The sequence below is a fragment of the Streptomyces lydicus genome, from assembly GCF_004125265.1.
GTDB lineage: Bacteria > Actinomycetota > Actinomycetes > Streptomycetales > Streptomycetaceae > Streptomyces > Streptomyces lydicus_C.
On record NZ_RDTE01000003.1, the window covers coordinates 5,318,238 to 5,333,844 of the forward strand.

General features: G+C 67.8%; 18 protein-coding genes and 1 pseudogene. 11 read left to right on the top strand and 8 right to left on the bottom strand.

The features are described from left to right. The first annotated feature begins 190 nt into the window (after window positions 1–190). From D9V36_RS25935 to D9V36_RS25945, 3 genes and pseudogenes are all read left to right on the top strand, one after another. Complete coding sequence (locus D9V36_RS25935; protein WP_129295860.1) at window positions 191–964, top strand: DeoR/GlpR family DNA-binding transcription regulator; 774 nt, start codon at window positions 191–193, stop codon at window positions 962–964. Next, window positions 961–1,908 (top strand): 1-phosphofructokinase, encoded by a 948-nt coding sequence (gene pfkB, locus D9V36_RS25940; RefSeq protein WP_129295861.1) that lies wholly within the window; start codon window positions 961–963, stop codon window positions 1,906–1,908. The genes D9V36_RS25935 and pfkB overlap by 4 nt, the downstream gene beginning before the upstream one ends. Window positions 1,909–2,195: 287 nt before the next feature. After that, a pseudogene (locus tag D9V36_RS25945) lies at window positions 2,196–3,278 on the top strand (fructose PTS transporter subunit IIA); the annotation flags it as partial. A 289-nt stretch (window positions 3,279–3,567) separates the two neighbouring features. Here the strand turns inward: D9V36_RS25945 and D9V36_RS25950 are convergent. Next, a complete protein-coding gene (locus tag D9V36_RS25950; RefSeq protein ID WP_129295862.1) occupies window positions 3,568–3,888 on the bottom strand; it encodes a hypothetical protein in 321 nt (106 codons plus the stop codon). Between the two features lie 463 nt (window positions 3,889–4,351). After that, complete coding sequence (locus tag D9V36_RS25960) at window positions 4,352–4,663, bottom strand: hypothetical protein (protein WP_129295863.1); 312 nt, start codon at window positions 4,661–4,663, stop codon at window positions 4,352–4,354. A 171-nt stretch (window positions 4,664–4,834) separates the two neighbouring features. Between D9V36_RS25960 and D9V36_RS25965 the strand changes: the two genes are divergently transcribed. Continuing rightward, entirely contained in the window at window positions 4,835–5,101 is a 267-nt protein-coding gene (locus tag D9V36_RS25965) for a GntR family transcriptional regulator (protein WP_129295864.1), read from the top strand. 185 nt (window positions 5,102–5,286) lie between these two features. On the opposite strand, the gene D9V36_RS25970 is transcribed toward D9V36_RS25965, so the two are convergent. The 5 genes from D9V36_RS25970 to D9V36_RS42220 form a co-directional block, all read right to left on the bottom strand. After that, complete coding sequence (locus tag D9V36_RS25970) at window positions 5,287–6,252, bottom strand: hypothetical protein (protein ID WP_241721037.1); 966 nt, start codon at window positions 6,250–6,252, stop codon at window positions 5,287–5,289. A 26-nt stretch (window positions 6,253–6,278) separates the two neighbouring features. Continuing rightward, window positions 6,279–6,731, bottom strand: coding sequence for an NUDIX domain-containing protein (locus D9V36_RS25975; RefSeq protein WP_129295865.1), 453 nt, complete (start codon window positions 6,729–6,731; stop codon window positions 6,279–6,281). A gap of 196 nt (window positions 6,732–6,927) precedes the next feature. Beyond that, window positions 6,928–7,122, bottom strand: coding sequence for a hypothetical protein (locus D9V36_RS25980; RefSeq protein ID WP_129295866.1), 195 nt, complete (start codon window positions 7,120–7,122; stop codon window positions 6,928–6,930). 147 nt (window positions 7,123–7,269) lie between these two features. Then, a complete protein-coding gene (locus D9V36_RS25985) occupies window positions 7,270–7,908 on the bottom strand; it encodes a hypothetical protein (protein WP_129295867.1) in 639 nt (212 codons plus the stop codon). Window positions 7,909–9,067: 1,159 nt separating this feature from the next. After that, a complete protein-coding gene (locus D9V36_RS42220; RefSeq protein ID WP_129295868.1) occupies window positions 9,068–9,322 on the bottom strand; it encodes a hypothetical protein in 255 nt (84 codons plus the stop codon). Window positions 9,323–9,424: 102 nt separating this feature from the next. Between D9V36_RS42220 and D9V36_RS25995 the strand changes: the two genes are divergently transcribed. The 3 genes from D9V36_RS25995 (at window position 9,425) to D9V36_RS26005 (ending at window position 11,073) form a co-directional block, all read left to right on the top strand. Next, the gene (locus D9V36_RS25995; RefSeq protein ID WP_129295869.1) at window positions 9,425–10,264 is read left to right on the top strand and encodes a helix-turn-helix domain-containing protein; all 840 of its coding nucleotides are present in this window, start codon (window positions 9,425–9,427) and stop codon (window positions 10,262–10,264) included. Continuing rightward, entirely contained in the window at window positions 10,261–10,467 is a 207-nt protein-coding gene (locus D9V36_RS26000; protein WP_129295870.1) for a DUF397 domain-containing protein, read from the top strand. Before D9V36_RS25995 ends, D9V36_RS26000 begins: the two co-directional genes overlap by 4 nt. A gap of 174 nt (window positions 10,468–10,641) precedes the next feature. Further along, complete coding sequence (locus D9V36_RS26005) at window positions 10,642–11,073, top strand: SH3 domain-containing protein (RefSeq protein WP_129295871.1); 432 nt, start codon at window positions 10,642–10,644, stop codon at window positions 11,071–11,073. Window positions 11,074–12,234: 1,161 nt separating this feature from the next. On the opposite strand, the gene D9V36_RS26010 is transcribed toward D9V36_RS26005, so the two are convergent. Next, window positions 12,235–13,020, bottom strand: a complete 786-nt coding sequence (locus D9V36_RS26010) for a GntR family transcriptional regulator (RefSeq protein ID WP_129295872.1) — start codon at window positions 13,018–13,020, stop codon at window positions 12,235–12,237. 180 nt (window positions 13,021–13,200) lie between these two features. Between D9V36_RS26010 and D9V36_RS26015 the strand changes: the two genes are divergently transcribed. From D9V36_RS26015 to D9V36_RS26030, 4 genes are read left to right on the top strand one after another with little or no spacing between them, the layout of a single operon-like run. Beyond that, window positions 13,201–13,578, top strand: coding sequence for a hypothetical protein (locus D9V36_RS26015; protein ID WP_129295873.1), 378 nt, complete (start codon window positions 13,201–13,203; stop codon window positions 13,576–13,578). 5 nt (window positions 13,579–13,583) lie between these two features. Further along, window positions 13,584–13,790, top strand: coding sequence for a hypothetical protein (locus D9V36_RS26020; protein ID WP_164993032.1), 207 nt, complete (start codon window positions 13,584–13,586; stop codon window positions 13,788–13,790). Continuing rightward, on the top strand, window positions 13,790–15,121 hold the full coding sequence (locus D9V36_RS26025) for an FtsK/SpoIIIE domain-containing protein (RefSeq protein ID WP_129295875.1): 1,332 nt from the start codon (window positions 13,790–13,792) through the stop codon (window positions 15,119–15,121). The genes D9V36_RS26020 and D9V36_RS26025 overlap by 1 nt, the downstream gene beginning before the upstream one ends. Beyond that, window positions 15,118–15,303, top strand: coding sequence for a hypothetical protein (locus D9V36_RS26030; RefSeq protein ID WP_129295876.1), 186 nt, complete (start codon window positions 15,118–15,120; stop codon window positions 15,301–15,303). Before D9V36_RS26025 ends, D9V36_RS26030 begins: the two co-directional genes overlap by 4 nt. Window positions 15,304–15,607 lie beyond the last annotated feature (304 nt).

The window sequence follows — 15,607 nt, forward strand, 5'->3', positions numbered from 1 at the left end:
GACAGGGGAGCCCGCCGGGGGCCCGCGGGCGGAGGGGGGCCGCTCGGCCTGCCGGGGGCGCTCGGTCAGGCGTGATGTCTGTATGTCTGTTTGAGTCTGTGTGAAGTCCATTTGTGTTTACATCGCGGATGTACCGCCGTACCATCGCGTCGAAACCACAGGTTCGGGCACGGAACGGACAGTCACGCTGATGTATGCACCGGAGCGCCAGCAGGAGATTCTGCGGCTCGCCCGTGAGAGCGGCCGGGTTGATGTGCTCTCCCTGGCGGAGGAGTTCCAGGTCACCGCCGAGACCGTGCGGCGCGATCTGAAGGCCCTGGACCGGGCAGGCCTGGTGCGCCGGGTGCACGGCGGGGCCATCCCGGCCGGCCGGCTGGACTTCGAGCCCGACCTCGCCGAGCGGGACGCCGTCGCCGCCGACGAGAAGCAGCGCATCGCGCGGGCCGCGCTCGCCGAGCTCCCCGGCGGCCAAGGCGGCTCCGGGAGCGTCATTCTGGACGCCGGCACGACCGCCGCCCGGCTCGCCGCCGAGATTCCGCTGGAGGCCGAGCTGACCGTCGTCACCCACGGCCTGCCGGTCGCCGCGCGGCTGGCCGACCACCCCGGGCTCACCCTCCACCTCGTCGGCGGCCGGATCCGGCACCGTACGCGGGCCGCGGTCGACGACTGGGCGCTGCGCGCCTACCGCGAGATCAACGCCGATGTGCTGTTCCTCGCGACCAACGGCTTCTCTCTCGACGGCGGCCTGACCACCCCCGACCTCGCGGAGGCCGCCGTCAAGCGGACGCTGATCGCCGCCGCCCGCCGCGTCGTCCTCCTCGCCGACTCCGCCAAGTTCGGGCAGCAGCACTTCGCCCGCTTCGGTGAGCTGTCGGACATGGACCTGCTCATCACCGACACCGGCCTGAGCCCCGACGACGCCCTCGCCCTCGAACGCGCGGGCACGGAAGTAGTACGCGCATGATCCTCACCGTCACCCCCAACCCCAGCCTGGACCGTACGTACGAGATCCCGGCGCTGGACCGCGGGGCCGTGCTCCGGGCCACCGCCGACCGGATCGACCCCGGCGGCAAGGGCGTCAACGTCTCGCGGGCGGTCGCCGCCGCCGGACACCGCACCCTGGCGGTACTGCCCCTGGGCGGTCCGGCCGGCGCGGCGCTGGCCGCTCTGCTGGGTGCCGAGGGCATCGAGGTGGCGGGGGTGGAGGTGGCCGGCCAGACCCGCTCCAACATCTCGGTCGCCGAGCCCGACGGCACCCTGACGAAGATCAACGCGACCGGACCCGAGCTGACAGCGGACGAGTCGGAGGCGCTGCTCGGCGCGGTCGGCGAGCGTTCCACGGGCGCCGACTGGATCGCCTGCTGCGGCAGCCTGCCGCGCGGTCTGGCGCCCGAGTGGTACGCGGAGCTGGTGGCCCGCGCCCACCGCGCAGGCGCTCGGATCGCCCTGGACACCTCGGGCCCGTCGCTGACCGCGGCGCTGCGCGAGCGGCCGGACATCGTCAAGCCGAACGCCGAGGAGCTGTCACAGGCCGTCGGCCGGCCGCTCGCGACCCTCGGCGATGCGGTCGAGGCCGCCGAGGAGCTGCGTGCGGGGGGAGCCCGTGCCGTACTGGCCTCCCTGGGGGCGGACGGCCAGCTCCTGGTCGACGACAAGGGTGCCTACTTCGGCAGCGCCCCGGTCGCCGCCGTCCGCAGCAATGTCGGCGCGGGCGATGCCTCACTGGCGGGTTTCCTCACCGCGGGCGGTACGGGACCGATGGCGCTGGCCGCCGCACTGGCCCATGGCGCGGCCGCCGTCCAGCTGCCCGGCAGCCTGATGCCGACGCCGGCCGATCTGGAGACCTCGGCGGTCACGACCACCGATGTGGTGCCGCTCCACCGGGTGCTGACGGAGCCGGTGCCATGACGGGCGCGGCGGGTGTCTCCGCGGTGGTCGTCTCCGCGCCTGCCGTCTTCGCGGTCGGCGTCTCGGCGTCTGCCGTTGCCGTCTTCGGGGCCGGTGTCTCTGCGCCTGCCGTCCCCGCGCCCAGGTCTCCCCGCCCGCCGTCCCCGCGGCCTCCTGGTCCCCTGTGGCCTCCTGGTCCTCCGTGAACCTCGTTCCCGCCCTCCGGCCCATGCCGGGAGGCGCCGCAGCCACCCCCCCGTTCCGTCCCCACCGCCCGCACGGCGGTGCCGCGTGCAAGGGAGCCCGCGATGAGTGAGCTGATCACCGCGGAACTGGTCGACCTCGACCTGTCCGCAGAAACGAAGGATGCCGCCGCACGGTCCCTGGCCGAGCGGATGGCCGCTCACGGTCGGGTCACCGACCTGGAGGGCTTCCTTGCGGACGTGGCCGCACGCGAGGCCCGGATGCCGACCGGTCTGGACGGCGGGATCGGGATTCCGCACTGCCGCAGCGCGCATGTCACGGAGCCGACGCTCGCCTTCGGGCGCAGCGCCTCCGGCATCGACTTCGGCGCGCCGGACGGGCCGGCCGACCTGATCTTCCTGATCGCGGCCCCGGCGGGCGGTGACGCGGACCATCTGTCGATCCTCTCGGCCCTCGCCCGGCAGCTGATGGACGAGTCCTTCACCGGCGCGCTGCGGGCCGCCACCGAACCGGAGCGTACGGCGGCGCTGATACGCGGGGACGCGCCGGCGGAGGAGCCCTCGGCCCGTGCGCCGGAAGAGGAAGCGCGCCCCGAGAGCGCCCCCAAAACTGTCCCCGATGCTGCCCCTGGGACCGCCCCCGATGCTGTCCCTGAGGCTCCCTCCGAGGCGGAGACTGCCCCTGAGATCACCCCCGAGATCCCCGAAACTGCCTCCGACGCCGCCTCCTCTGCAGCCCCCGAGAGCCCCGCCCCTCCGGCCGCCCCCTTCCGTATCGTCGCCGTCACCTCCTGTCCCACCGGCATCGCGCACACCTACATGGCAGCCGAATCGCTGGCGAAGGCCGGGCGGGCCGCCGGCGTCGAGATGGCCGTCGAGACCCAGGGCTCGGCGGGGTTCAAGCGGCTCGATCCGCAGCTCGTGGCGGACGCGGACGGTGTGATCTTCGCGCATGACGTCGAGGTGCGGGAGAAGGAGCGGTTCGCCGGGAAGCCGACCGTCGACGTCGGGGTGAAGGCGGGCATCAGCCGCCCCGCCGAACTCATCGCCGAGGTGCGGCAGAAGGCCGAACGCGGCGAGGTGTCCGCCCCCGCGCGTGCCGCCGCACCCATGGACAAGGACGCCGCCACGGGCGACGGCTTCGCCACCCGCCTGCGCGCCTGGCTGATGACCGGTGTCAGGTACTTGAGTCAAGGTACTTGGCGTAACGGCAGGTGGGAGGCACCATGGACGAGATTCTGGAAGCTTGGGCGGCTCGGCAGGCGGCTCGGGCGCCTGAGATCCCGCGCGAGGAACTGCGCGACCTGGCCGACGCCTTGGGCATCGACTTGCCAGACTGAGCCAGTGCAATGAGGCCCCACCTTCGCAGGTGGGGCCTCATGTGTTTCCGAGCCTCAGCGCATCGGGTGCGCTGAGGCTTTTGGTCTCCCAGCTTCGCCAGTCGTCTTTGATACTCGGGACCGGCGAAGCGGCCCTCTCAGCGATCCGACGGGATGCCGGCGCCACCGGGATGCAAAAGAGTGGCCACCATGTGTGAACCGCTCGGGTGATCCTCGACGCGAAGGGAGATCAGCCCTGCCTCGGCGAGCCGGTGCAGGGCCGTATGGATCGTCGCGGGCGATACCCCTAGGGCTCGGGCGGCGGGGATCAGGGGAAAGACCGCCATAGGGTCGGCGTGCACCGTACGTGGATCAGCTGCAAGGTCCACCAAGAGCCCCGCTACGACTGCGCCGCGGGGGACCTGCCTGGCCGTGACCGCCCAATCAAGCACCCACCGATCGAACGACAGCGTCTCCACGGAAACTCCCTCGTAATCACGGCTAATTGAGATGCGGTCGGACTTCGGCGCGGCGCGCCTGACTCAAGGATTGGCGCTTACCCCTGGGCGGGCAACTCAGGGCGAGCCTGGCACCTGCCTGCACCCCTGTCTGCATGAGCACGGCGGGTCGAGCCGTAGCCCGGTGACGCCCTGCCAGGATCGGAGAGTGGTCAGCGCGGCTCAATATCGCGAACGCCCCGCCCGAAAGAGTTCCGGGCGGGGCGACCATGCGTTCAGGAGGGCTGCGCGCGTCGCTCACATTCTCCCGGCATCGGGCCGGGCGTCAGGTCTGCGGCGTGGTCGGGGCAGGCGTACAGGACGACTCCGGGGCCACTCGTGCGCTCTATGTAGCGGACTTCCACGGGCGCCAAGGTCCGACGGCGGCAGCGACAGCAGATGGCGCCAGGCATGGGCTTGTGTTCGGCGGTGATCGCGTCGCGGGTCACGCAGTCACCCCTGCCCGGACGCGGGTGATGTTGATGGTGGGGAAGTCATAGTCAACCCCGATCTCGGCGAACGCGGCGGCCCACCAGCGTTCGCGTTGTTCCGGAGTAAGCCCCTGCGTTTCCTCGGCATGAAAGATGCCCCTCGCCTCGTCGGCGCTCGGCCCTCGCCACGGCTGTGACCAGGCGACAGACTTGGGCCGGGGCTCGGGGGTAGTCACGGGCGTTTCCGTGAGTGCACGGTGCTTTCCACGGGCGGGCAGCAACAGTCGCAGCACCCACACCAGGGCACGGACGATAGAGTCACGCATGTCGTTTCAGCTCCCATTAGCTGATCGGCGGAGCCCCGGGCGGCCGATACCAGCGGTCTTCCGGGGCGCTTTCGTGTCTGACGTTAGAGCATCTTGTATAGGTACGTATAGGCACGTGTAAGCACGTGCAGGGACGGGCGCAGAGTTGGCCGGTTGTCTACGCTGCCCCTCATGGCCGCACGCGAAATCGACCACCAGGCGCCCGAGCCGCCCTATCGGCAGATCGCTGCCGACCTAACCGCCGAGATCGAGCGTGGGGACCTTGCGCCCGGTCGCCCGATTCCCTCGGAATCTCAGCTCTGCCAGCGTTACGGCGTGGCGCGTAACACCGTGCGCTCCGCGGTTTCGGTCCTGCGGGAAAACGGGTTGGTCTACACCGTGCCGCAGCGGGGGACGTACGTCCGTGACCGCAGCGAGCCAGTCGGCGAGAGCACCTAGGATCGCTCCGGGCGGGTCTTTCTACTCGGCCCCTTGGTGCGGTTGCACGGCGACTGTGGGGCGACGGAGCGATTTGAGAGACCTGTCCGGACAGCAACAGTTTTGAGCCCCGCCCGACTGCCCCCGAGGGGTGCGGCTTCCGGATGGGGCTCGGGCAGCGTGAGGCACCGCGCTGCCGATGGTTCTTATGCGCCGAGATCCAGTGTGGGAGTGAAGTAGGCGCCTGTCAGGAAGGCGCCCGCGAAGGTGTTGGGGCCGTGTCGAGCGTCAAGCCACGCGCTCAGTCCCCGTGTGTCTCCGTTGATTACTGCGGTCAACAGGAGATCGTGCAAATCCTCTTCCTCGCACGGCGCGAACTCGGCCAGGAATGCCGCGTACCTGCGGTTCACCCCTGCTTCATAGCGTTGGAGTGCCCCGGCATATTGGGCAGCCTCGCTGGTGTGCCCGCTTCCTAGGTCCCCCCTCACGTCCTCTTCGGTGAGCGTCCCTGTGGTGTCCCGGAAGGCGAGCCGACCCAACACGTCAGCGGGTTCACGCATGCCGGCTCGGGCAGCTACGTCACGAGTGATGCGACGGGCCTCCCGGTCGCAGGCACCTTCCATCACAACGCCGAGATTCCGTGTGTGCGGAGTGCCTTGCGGGTCGGCGGCAGAATAGGACTGGCCCGTTGGGCGGCGGAAGTTGATCCCGTACTGCGTTCGCGTCGGCCTGCCACCTACGTCCACGTACCGCCGCCGCGAACCGTAGTGCAGGCAGTCATGGGCGTACGCCCGTAGCAGGTCGAGCAGCGCCATTTCCGGGCGCTCCGGGTTGTCCCGCTCCATGGGGCCGTACATGGTGACGACCGACAACATTTGCAGGTGCCGGTACCCCTGGTCAGGGTGGTGGAACCCGCCGAACGCACCCGACCGAACCGACTCCGCCCCCACCAGCACCCTTTCGGGCGGAAGCATCTGTGAGAGCCCGAGTTCGGCGTAGCGGCAGCGGGCCGCGTACAGACCGCTGTGGAACAAGGCCGTATCGACCCCCAGTGCCTGCCACCGTGTCAGGCGATCCGGTGCCGGGCGGAACATGTGATCCGGGTGTCTTGCCGTGAGAACAGACGAGTCTGCGCGCAGTGCCGACAAGGTCACCGCGGTCTGCGCGCCCACCACAGATTCGTTGGGCGCCAACGGAGTTACGAGGGGGTGCCCTCGATGAGTAGCCGGTGGGATTCCTGCATCCCCGTCGGCAGTGAGTCCAGGCTGAACCACTGTGCCTCCAAGATCTCGAAGCTGTCGATCTTCAGGGTTCCTCCGGTGTGAAGGGCTTCGTAGGCCACTTCCACGCGGAGCTTGTAGCCGCTTGTGACGTTCACCAGGCGACCGGGCTTCACGTCGAGCCCGGTTTCTTCCTTCACTTCCCGGACGATGGTCAACGGGAATTCTTCGCCTTTGATGGCGTAGCCCGTCGGCAGGCCCCAGGGTCGTTCCGGGGGCCACATCCGGTGTTTGAGTAGCAACACTTGACCCGCATCGTTACGGACGACCCCGGTAACCCCCACCATGAATTTGGCGTGTGCGAACCACAGCACTCGCCATTGCAAGGGGCCGCGGATGAGCCGCCACAGTCGGGCAAGAAGTCGCTTCACGGGTGTGCCTTTCACTGTGCTGATGGGTGTTGCGGCTGTGTGCCCGCAGTGCTTGTCACAACTCTTGCAGCCGCTACGGGTCACGTCTGGTTCAAAGCGAGAACACCCGAACGGGCGGGCGCACCGCCCTCGCTCCGTCCCGGCGGGGTCTTGGATGACCTCCCCGACCCCGTCGGCACGGTGCTGGTCTGTCGTACTACGCAGCGACCAGCGCACCCACTACGTCGGTTGGCTCGGCGGTGTCTCCGTCGCCCTGGTCGGGGGTGTCGCCGGGGTGCTCGGGCGTCTCCGTCTCGGTCCCGATCGTCTCGGGCGTCTCCGTCTCGGTCCCGAGCGTCTCGGGCTGGTCGGTCTCGTGCTCGGTGGTGTCGGGCTCGGTGGTCGCGGGCATACCGCGGCCCCTTTCTCTCGGTTGATCCCGGCCCGGATGGGCTCGGGGGTTGCCCGTCCGTCCGTCACAGCGGAACGGGCGCCCGCCATCGGTGGGCTACCGGCCGTGAGGGCTACCGGTTCCACCGATGGCGGAAGTCGTCAGCCGCTACGGGCGGCGGCGTGCGTTCCAAGCGAGCGACACACCGAACGCGCTGTGAAGCACGTTGATCGTGATCGCAGCCTCTGAAACGAGATGGGCGGGGCTGCCGCCTTGCGCAACCCGTCGCAGAGTCTCGATCCGCCACTCCTGCGGGAGCCTGTTGAGCCGGCGGACCACACCGGCGCTGTTCTCGCTACTCCGGTCGTCGTAGCTCACCGGCTCCGGGGGTGCCTGGTCGCGCTTCATCGCTTCGGTAGCGGCAAACAGGGCGACCGGGAGTGCGGGGCGTTCGGCTTGGCGCTGGTCGCGCTCCCAGTCGGCGGGCTTTCGCGCGGTCTCCATGCGGCGCATGGTCTCGACCATCCAGGCGGGGGATAACGTCCCGTACTGGCTTTCAAACTGCACCGCATTGACTGCTTCCCGGGCCCGGTCGGGTTGGGCTTCGGGCCACCGCCGATCCGACCACGGGCGTTCGCACTCCTCGGCGAAGTAGGCCACTTCGGAGATCAGCCGGGCAAGCTGCGGCGGTTTCGGTGCGCGAGCGGCTGCAAGGTTGTGGCCGTCCGCGAGTGCCCAGTACACGGAAATCTGATCGTGTTCGGGCAGCTCGTCCCAGAGCCCATGGGCTTTCAGCTCGTCCCACACAAGGGGTGCCAATGTCCCGGCGATTTGGCGTACGTCCGTCCACCGGTGTCGTGGACCCATTACGAGGGCGTCCAGCGCACTGCGCAACTCGTCCAGCTTCACCCCAGAGGCGCGGTGTGTTTCTCGTGATGCCTTCATAGCCCTTCCAAGATGCCGGGGTGTGCGGGTCTGGTATCCCCCTCCCGAGCGGGGAGGCAGCAAGGGAGGGGGAAGACTGATCAACGGGCGAACGGATACACCAGTAGCCACCCGAGCACCGCAAATGTGGCGAGCGTGGTCACGTTGACGAGCATCGTCCGGACGAACCTCACTCGCCGTGGGGCGCCTTTCCGACGTGGGAGCGCGCGCCCCGAGCGGTACGCAGCAACGCCTGAGCGGCAGCCATGTCCCGGCGTGGCTCGCCCCACTCGTCGAATCGTGCGGCGAGCCAACCGGGACTCACCCCGAACGCAGAGGCAAGGGAGTTCATAGACTCGTCTTTGCGGTACCGCCTAATGATCTGGTCCCGACTCGCATGCGCTCTCTCGCGCGCGGCCTTCCGTTGCTCAGGTGTGCGTGTCACTCGCCAAACTCCTTCATGAATCACGTAGTTGAGCGGTTTGGGTTGCGGATGAATGACGAGCGTGACCCGCCCTGGCCACAAAACGGGGGATGAGCCAACCCGGCATTCGTCGGGCCTTTCTGTGGCTCACGTGACCAGGGCGGGGGCTTGTGGACTGCCCGTGATCTCCGGGCAGCGGGGCGGCAGCCTCGACCACGGAGGGAGGCAAGGGCCAGATAGTCAGCGTGTACCGGTCTGCGCGGTCGGATACCACCAGCGTTGCCGGCGACCCTCGATCAAGCTGTTCACGGGCCGTCTGCTGCGCTCGGGAGTCCTCACACCACGCCCGTAACTGCGCGGGGCAGGTTGCGGCAGGTACGTCGAAATAGTGCCCGCGCTGCGGCTTCCACGTGTCGGAACCACCAGGATCAAGCTTGTTCGCGATGCACTGTGCCTGTCCGCGTGCCCACCGGAGAGCGAGTTTCGGTGAGACTGCCTGAGCGGTGGCGAGGACCTGGGTTGTGATCTTGCCGCCGCTGTACGCCCCGGCATCCTTGGTGACTTCACAGGCGTAGGTTGGAGGAAGTGCCGACCCGCTGATACGGGGTGCCACTGCGGTCACAGAATCTCACCCCGGCTTCGCGCGTTCGCGCGGGCAGTCTCCGCGTGTATGCGCTGTTCGGCGCTGGCCGGCTCCACGTCGTCGGGGTCAACGGTCCATTCAGTCCCGCCGTTCACGGGACGCAGCGACCAGCGCCCGCACCACTCGCCGCGGAACTCTCCGACTCGCCCTGTGGCGTCCACCATGAGCGTGCCCGTGGTCGGGGTGGAGGCAGGTTGCTGACCGTCAGGGGCAACGTTCTGCACAGACACCGCCACTCCTCTCCGTAGTGACTTCACTACCAGGCGGTTCAGCGTGGCCTAGAGTCGGGAACCCTTCAAGTAATCAGATTTGAAGGAGGGGTTGGGGGAGTCATGGTCAACCGCAAGGAGCTGGAACCTGAAAGTAGTCCGGAAGCGGCCTACGGGGCCCGACTGCGCAGGTTGCGAGAGGATCGGGGATGGGGCCAGGAAGATCTAGCCGGGATCATGGAATATTCCAGTCAGCATATTTCGGCTGTTGAAACTGCTCGGAAACCGCCAACTCTGCGTTTCTCGCGAAGCGCAGACCGCGCCTTCGGCATCGAGGAGACAGCAGACACGTTCGAGCGTCAGTACCGCGAGATCAAACACGGCAGCCTGTTGGAAGGCTTCCCACAGTTCGTCGGCCATGAGGGGCGCGCGGCGGAGATCCGGCTGTACGAAGTGGGCGTCATCCCTGGTCTTCTACAAACGCCGCAGTACGCAACGCTCATGGCAGACAGTGAGGTCCAACGAGGGGCGATCACCCCCGAGCAAGCCCACGAGCGGGTGACGCTTGTTGCGAAGCGGCAAGCCGCGCTCGTTCGCAAGCCCCCGCCGCTGGTCATCGTCGTACTGGACGAAAGCTGTATCCGCCGACCTATCGGCGAGCCTGATGCCATGGACGCACAGTTAGCGCGGTTGGCTGAGTTCGCCGAGCTTCCAAACACCATGCTCCAGGTCGCCCCGTTCGACATGGGGACGCGCCGACCGTTCAACCTGCCGATAACTGTGCTGACGATGCCGGACCGCTCGCTCATGTCGTACGCCGAGTCCGCCCAGCGAGGGCACCTCGAACGCGACAACAGATTCGTACTGCCCATGGTGACGGCCTACCATCAGCTACAGGCCCAAGCACCTTCCCAGGCGCAGTCCGTGGCCATGATCAACGAGTTGCGAAAGGGCACCTTGTGACGACCGAATCCCCCCGCTGGTTCAAGTCCAGCTACAGCGCCAACGGCGGCCAGTGCATCGAGGTCGCCGCCAACCTTGTCTCGCGCGGCGTGGTTCCCATCCGTGATTCCAAGAATCCGAGCGGGCCGGTAGTGGACATGCCCGCTGGTGCGTTCGCCTCCTTCGTGGCGGGCGTCAAGGCCGGCGCGTTCGGAACCGTCTGACCGCCCGGCGGGACCGCCTTAGCGCCAGTACGACCAGAGCCCCGTCACCCCCTTGAACTGAGGGTGTGACGGGGCATCTTCGCAGAGAACTTATCAGGATAAGAGGTTGCCTCCCGCCCTGTCGTCCCTCATGCTGGTGACTTGTTAGGACGAGTGCCCGACCGGCTTCCGGGGGTGCTCGTCATCGATCCTGTGAGGGGAGAGTTCAGCGTGAGGTCTGTATCGAAGTCCATGCGCCTGCGCACGGTTGCCGTTGCTGTCGGCGCTATGGCGATGGCGGGTCTTGGCATCGGAACGGCTTACGCCTCGGAGATTCCGGAGAGCAAGTCGAATTCGGAATTGGTGATGGTGGATGGTCTCAATTTTCGGACGGGGCCCAATACTTCGTATGCAGCGCGAGGAATGCTGTATCCGGAAGATGAGGTTGAGATAATCACTGCTAGAAATCCTGGCCCTGAGCAGTGGGATAAAGTCCGACTCCTGCGGCCGTCCGCCGGTGGCCTGCCTGCGGGGGCGGTCGGATGGGTGAAGCAGAACGGCTACATCACCCCTCCCACCTGCGCATCTGGATCTGATCTTCAGTGCCTGCTGTACGGCGGCGGCTGATCGCGGTTAAGGGTCGGCCCCCTCTCGTTTGACGGGAGGGGGCCGAACGCGTGCCAGGAAAATACCTTCCAGTCAGACGGTTTTCTCGATTAGTTAGGTATCCGCGGTCTAGATGGTTGCGCGCCAACCTGACGCCTGATTGGCTGGATTGTTCCTCGGTGGCGTGCAGCAACGTGGAACAGAGCGAGAGAGAAAGTGGGGGTGCGAGCGTTGAACGCGGTTCCTTGGGTCAATGACGGCGATGGTGAAGGCCTCTGGGTGCGTGGCGGGGACTACCTGACCGGTTGGCGGGATGCGGAAGACGCTACGGCGGTATTCAACACAGCCGCGGCCAGGGCGGGTTGCGATCCTGAAGTAGTGCGGGCATCTCCGCATGCGGGGCCGCTGGGTGAGGGCGTGGTGTGGCTGTCTCCGGCTGCGATACGGGCTCTGGTGCGGCTGTTGGAGGACCCAAGATGCGGCCGAAATCGGGCCGCGTAGGGCGGTGTTGACCGGCGACCGTAACGGTGGTCGGCTGGGTCACCTGGTCGTGGGGGGCGGGGTCCGGAGGAGCCCCCCACGAGATCGCGCGCGGCGCGCAGCGCCACACGGCCTTTCGCTGCGCGGGAGAGGTGCCGAGGGGAACAACGGTGCCGCAGGCCGCGGGAGACTTCCGGGCGCGCTACTGCCGGATCGCCCCGCAGGGGTGATGACGTACTGACCTGTCGGGCCGGCTTGCTGGGGCCGGCTACGGCGGAGAGCTGAGATCGGGGTATCGGATGGGATGGGGACGGACCCTCAAGACTGCTCTGGGCAGTGAGGTGCACATTGAACAGGACGGGCGGGGCGTGAGGTGGGTCGTCTGCGCGGGTTGCCGGAAGCGGCAGATTGTGACCGGCTTCGGGTCGCCCCGTTCCAAGGCCGAGCGTCACGCGCGGACGTGCCGCCGCTGACGCGGTAGCCCCCCGTCGAGCACGGCTCGCTCGTCCCGGCGCTCCGAGGACACGAGAAGGCCCCCGCTGGCTCTGCTGGCGGGGGCCTTCTCACGTTCAAGGCGCTGCTGCTGACAGGGCGGCGGGCGTCCGGACGGGACCGGCCGAAGGCCGCACGCCCGGCCGGGGCGCCCGACCGCCCGGCGCGCCGCAGGCGCGCCCTTGATGAAGTGAAGAAGAGTTACACCGATCAGCTCTTGGCCGGGCGGGGGCGCTTGGCGGGTGTCTTCTCGGGGGTGATCCGGTAGACGAGTCGGGACCGTGCGGCGGCGGTGTGCAGCTCCTCGCAGAGCAGCGGCCGGTCATCGGTGCCGTAGGTGACGCGGTAGGTAATGAGGATGGGGCTTGCATCCGTGAGGCCGAGCACTTCGCGCTCGTCCGGCAGCGGCGTCCGCGCGGTCACGAACTCCTGCCACGTGAGGGCGTGACCGGCCTCGGCAAGGTGCGCGTAGAGGTCGGCCACGGGGGCGTCTGGCCTTTCGGCCAGGGCGGGGGCTTCTGAGGCAACGTCAAGGGGGATGATCACTCGGTGTGAGATGCGTGCGCCGGTGTCCGGATTGGTCATCAGGTGATCAGCGCTGAAGGCGTCGTCCGCGTCTTCCTCACGTCGCTGCAAGAGTTCGGCATGGGTACCAAGGACATGCACGCGCGTGACGCACGGCTGCTCCTTGGCCTCCAGCTCCGGCACTCCGTAGCGCTTCCCGGAACGAGTGATGGTCCTTGCAAGGGCTGAGGTGGGTGCACTCTGCGGGCGCACGAAACTCCCTCGTCCATGACGGCTCTCCACCAGGCCCATGGTGCGCAGTTCGGAGACTGCCGCGCGCGCAGTGGGGCGGCTGATCCCGTAGGTCTCCATGAGTTCCGTCTCACTTGGAAGCTTGCTTCCGGCCTCGTACTCACCTGCCGTGATGGCCTGCGCTAGCTGGTCGGCGACCTGCATGTAAATCGCGTTGTGACGGATGATCTCGCGCGCCATTGGTAGCTCCAGTGGTCCACATCAGTTGTCAGTGTCAGGTGGTATAGGCAGCAGTCTGTCACTCGTCAGAATAAGGGGTTGCCTGTCTCCGTCAAGGTGGCGCATGCTCTCTACTTATTAGGACGAGAGGCATGCAGGCAAGAAGCGTGCTGTCGTCTCGACGTTTGGAGGGAACAACTCATGCAGCAGATGCCCATCGACGTGGGGCGCCTCGGTACGTGCATGTGCGTCGTGCCGCCGGAGCCTCGGGTGAATCCGGACACCGGTGAAGTGCGCAAGGACAGGGACGGCAACACCGTCTATGTGGTCGGTGTCTCGGTCCGGCAGCGTGACCGGCGGCGTGCCGACGTGATCGAGATTTCGGTCCCGGTGGAGCCGCGTGGCGTCGCCGAGGGCGTTCCGGTGCAGGTGGCGGACCTGGTGGCAACGGCCTGGGCGATCGGCGACCGGCACGGCGTTTCGTTCCGCGCGTCCGGGATCACTCCGGCCGGTCCTCCTGGTGGGGCCGCTGGCACCCCGGGGCCGGCTAGGGGCAAGACGGCCGGGGGTGAGTCCTGATGGCCATGAGTGACGCGGACGTTCGCGACGCCAAGCAACTCACCAGGCATCTCAAGGTGCTCGTCGGTGTGTCCTCGCTGCTGGATGTCGTAACTGACCTCGGCACCGTCACGTGGCTACTTCAACTCGCCGAGCGCAACGCTGAGTTGGTGGGCTTCCACGCACGGCGGGTGCTGGTCCATCTCGATGACGACGGAAAGGAGGGGACGTAATGGTGTGGTCGCTGGTGGTGTGGCTGGCCTCGGCCGCGCTGATCCTCGGTGTGCTCACCCAACGGTGGTGGGAGCCGTGGTTGCTGAAGAACGGCTTCAACTGGCGTTCGCTGCCGCTCCGCTGGTACCTGGTCGGGTTCCCGGCCACGGCGCTGCGGATGCGGTGGCGCTGGAAGCAGGTCTGCCAGATCAATGACCTGTCCATCACCCGCAAACCCACACGGGCGGTGGTGGGTGACCTGGCGGTCAGGGGCACCGCGCTCAAGCCTGTGGCGCCGCGCCTGGGGCTGCCTCGGGTCACCCGTACCGGTCTGGTGGTACGCGTCCGCCTGCACCCTGGGCAGACTCCGCGCCCGTTCCTGATGGCGACAGAGGCCCTGGAGCATGCGTGGCGGGTGCAGCGGGTCCGGGTCACCTGGCCTCGACGTGGGGAGCTGATCGTGACTGTCACGGCGGCGGACTCGCTGAAGGGAAAGACTGAGGCGGCGCCCCTGCCCGCGCTTCCACTGCTGGCTGCTCGGGTCGGCCAGATCGAGGACGGCGGCGCCTGGGAGCTGAACCTTCGCCGGATTCCCCACTGGCTAGTGGTTGGCGCAACTCGGTCGGGCAAGTCCACGCTGCTGGCCGCGTGGGTGTCCCGCCTCGCCTCTCAGCCGGTCGCCCTGGTCGGCATCGACTGCAAGGGCGGCATGGAACTGGGACTGTTCGAGCCGCGTTTGTCGGCGCTCGCCTGCACCCGCACCGAAGCTGTGGGGCTGCTGGGCGCCCTGGTGACAGAGATCGAAAGCCGGATGGCTACCTGCCGCGCAGCGGGCGTGCGCTCGGTGTGGGAACTGCCCGAGACAGAGCGGCTTGTGCCGGTCGTGGTCCTGGTGGACGAGATCGCGGAGCTGTACCTGTCGGACGGCTCCCGTGTCTCCCGTGATGAAGCGGCGCAGTGCTCGACCATGCTGCTCCGCCTCGCACAGCTCGGGGCGGGCCTCGGGCTCCACCTGATCGTGGCGGGGCAGCGGGTCGGCGCAGAACTCGGGCCGGGCGTCACGGCGCTGCGGGCGCAGCTCTCGGGCCGGATCGCACATCGCGTGAATGACTCCGCGACGGCGGAAATGGCGTTGGGTGATCTGTCGCCCGATGCCGTCGCGGTGGCCCAGTTGATCACCGAGGACGAGAAGGGCGTGGCCGTGACCACGGTCGGCGGGCGCTGGATGCGTGCTCGCTCGGAACTGACCACGACGGAACAGGCGCGCGCTACCGCTGTCGAGAACGCGCACCGGACACCGCAGATGCCTGCACTCGTATCGGCTGTAACGGAAGGAGGGAAAGCGGCATGACACAGGGTCAGATCTATGGGCTGGTGACGTTCCTCGCGGTCGTCGCCGTGATGCTCGTCCGGTCGAACGAGGTAAAGGCGTGGCAGGCCATCGCCATTGCGCTGGGGGGCTTCTACCTCGCCTTGACGCCCATGGGCTACATGGTCACGTGGATCGTCAATCTGATCGCCAAGGCGCTCTGAGACACCGCCCGCTCCGCACTCGCTGAGGCCCTTAAGCCCTCGACGTGATGCGGGCGGGCGGCTCCGTCCAGGGGCTGCGGCTGACCCCCTCCGGCTCGGCCGCAGCCCCCTTAGCCGGCCCCGGCCCCATTTGAAATCCCCTGGTCAAAGGCGTGCCGCCACGACTTCGGGATCAGCATCTCTGCCTCTAAGGAACTTCGGAACCGGGCCGCGGCTCGTGAAAGGTCCCCTCCATGCGTCACCTGATCGCTGTCGGCAATCCCTTCACCGATGAGGGTGCCCGCCGCGAAGCGCTCGCCCTGGA

Coding starts and splice junctions, on each gene's coding strand:
- D9V36_RS25935 (WP_129295860.1), top strand. CDS start 191: ATGTATGCACCGGAGCGCCAGCAGGAGATTCTGCGGCTCGCCCGTGAG.
- pfkB (WP_129295861.1), top strand. CDS start 961: ATGATCCTCACCGTCACCCCCAACCCCAGCCTGGACCGTACGTACGAG.
- D9V36_RS25960 (WP_129295863.1), bottom strand. CDS start 4,663: ATGCGTGACTCTATCGTCCGTGCCCTGGTGTGGGTGCTGCGACTGTTG.
- D9V36_RS25965 (WP_129295864.1), top strand. CDS start 4,835: ATGGCCGCACGCGAAATCGACCACCAGGCGCCCGAGCCGCCCTATCGG.
- D9V36_RS25980 (WP_129295866.1), bottom strand. CDS start 7,122: ATGCCCGCGACCACCGAGCCCGACACCACCGAGCACGAGACCGACCAG.
- D9V36_RS25995 (WP_129295869.1), top strand. CDS start 9,425: ATGGTCAACCGCAAGGAGCTGGAACCTGAAAGTAGTCCGGAAGCGGCC.
- D9V36_RS26010 (WP_129295872.1), bottom strand. CDS start 13,020: ATGGCGCGCGAGATCATCCGTCACAACGCGATTTACATGCAGGTCGCC.
- D9V36_RS26015 (WP_129295873.1), top strand. CDS start 13,201: ATGCAGCAGATGCCCATCGACGTGGGGCGCCTCGGTACGTGCATGTGC.
- D9V36_RS26020 (WP_164993032.1), top strand. CDS start 13,584: ATGAGTGACGCGGACGTTCGCGACGCCAAGCAACTCACCAGGCATCTC.
- D9V36_RS26025 (WP_129295875.1), top strand. CDS start 13,790: ATGGTGTGGTCGCTGGTGGTGTGGCTGGCCTCGGCCGCGCTGATCCTC.
- D9V36_RS26030 (WP_129295876.1), top strand. CDS start 15,118: ATGACACAGGGTCAGATCTATGGGCTGGTGACGTTCCTCGCGGTCGTC.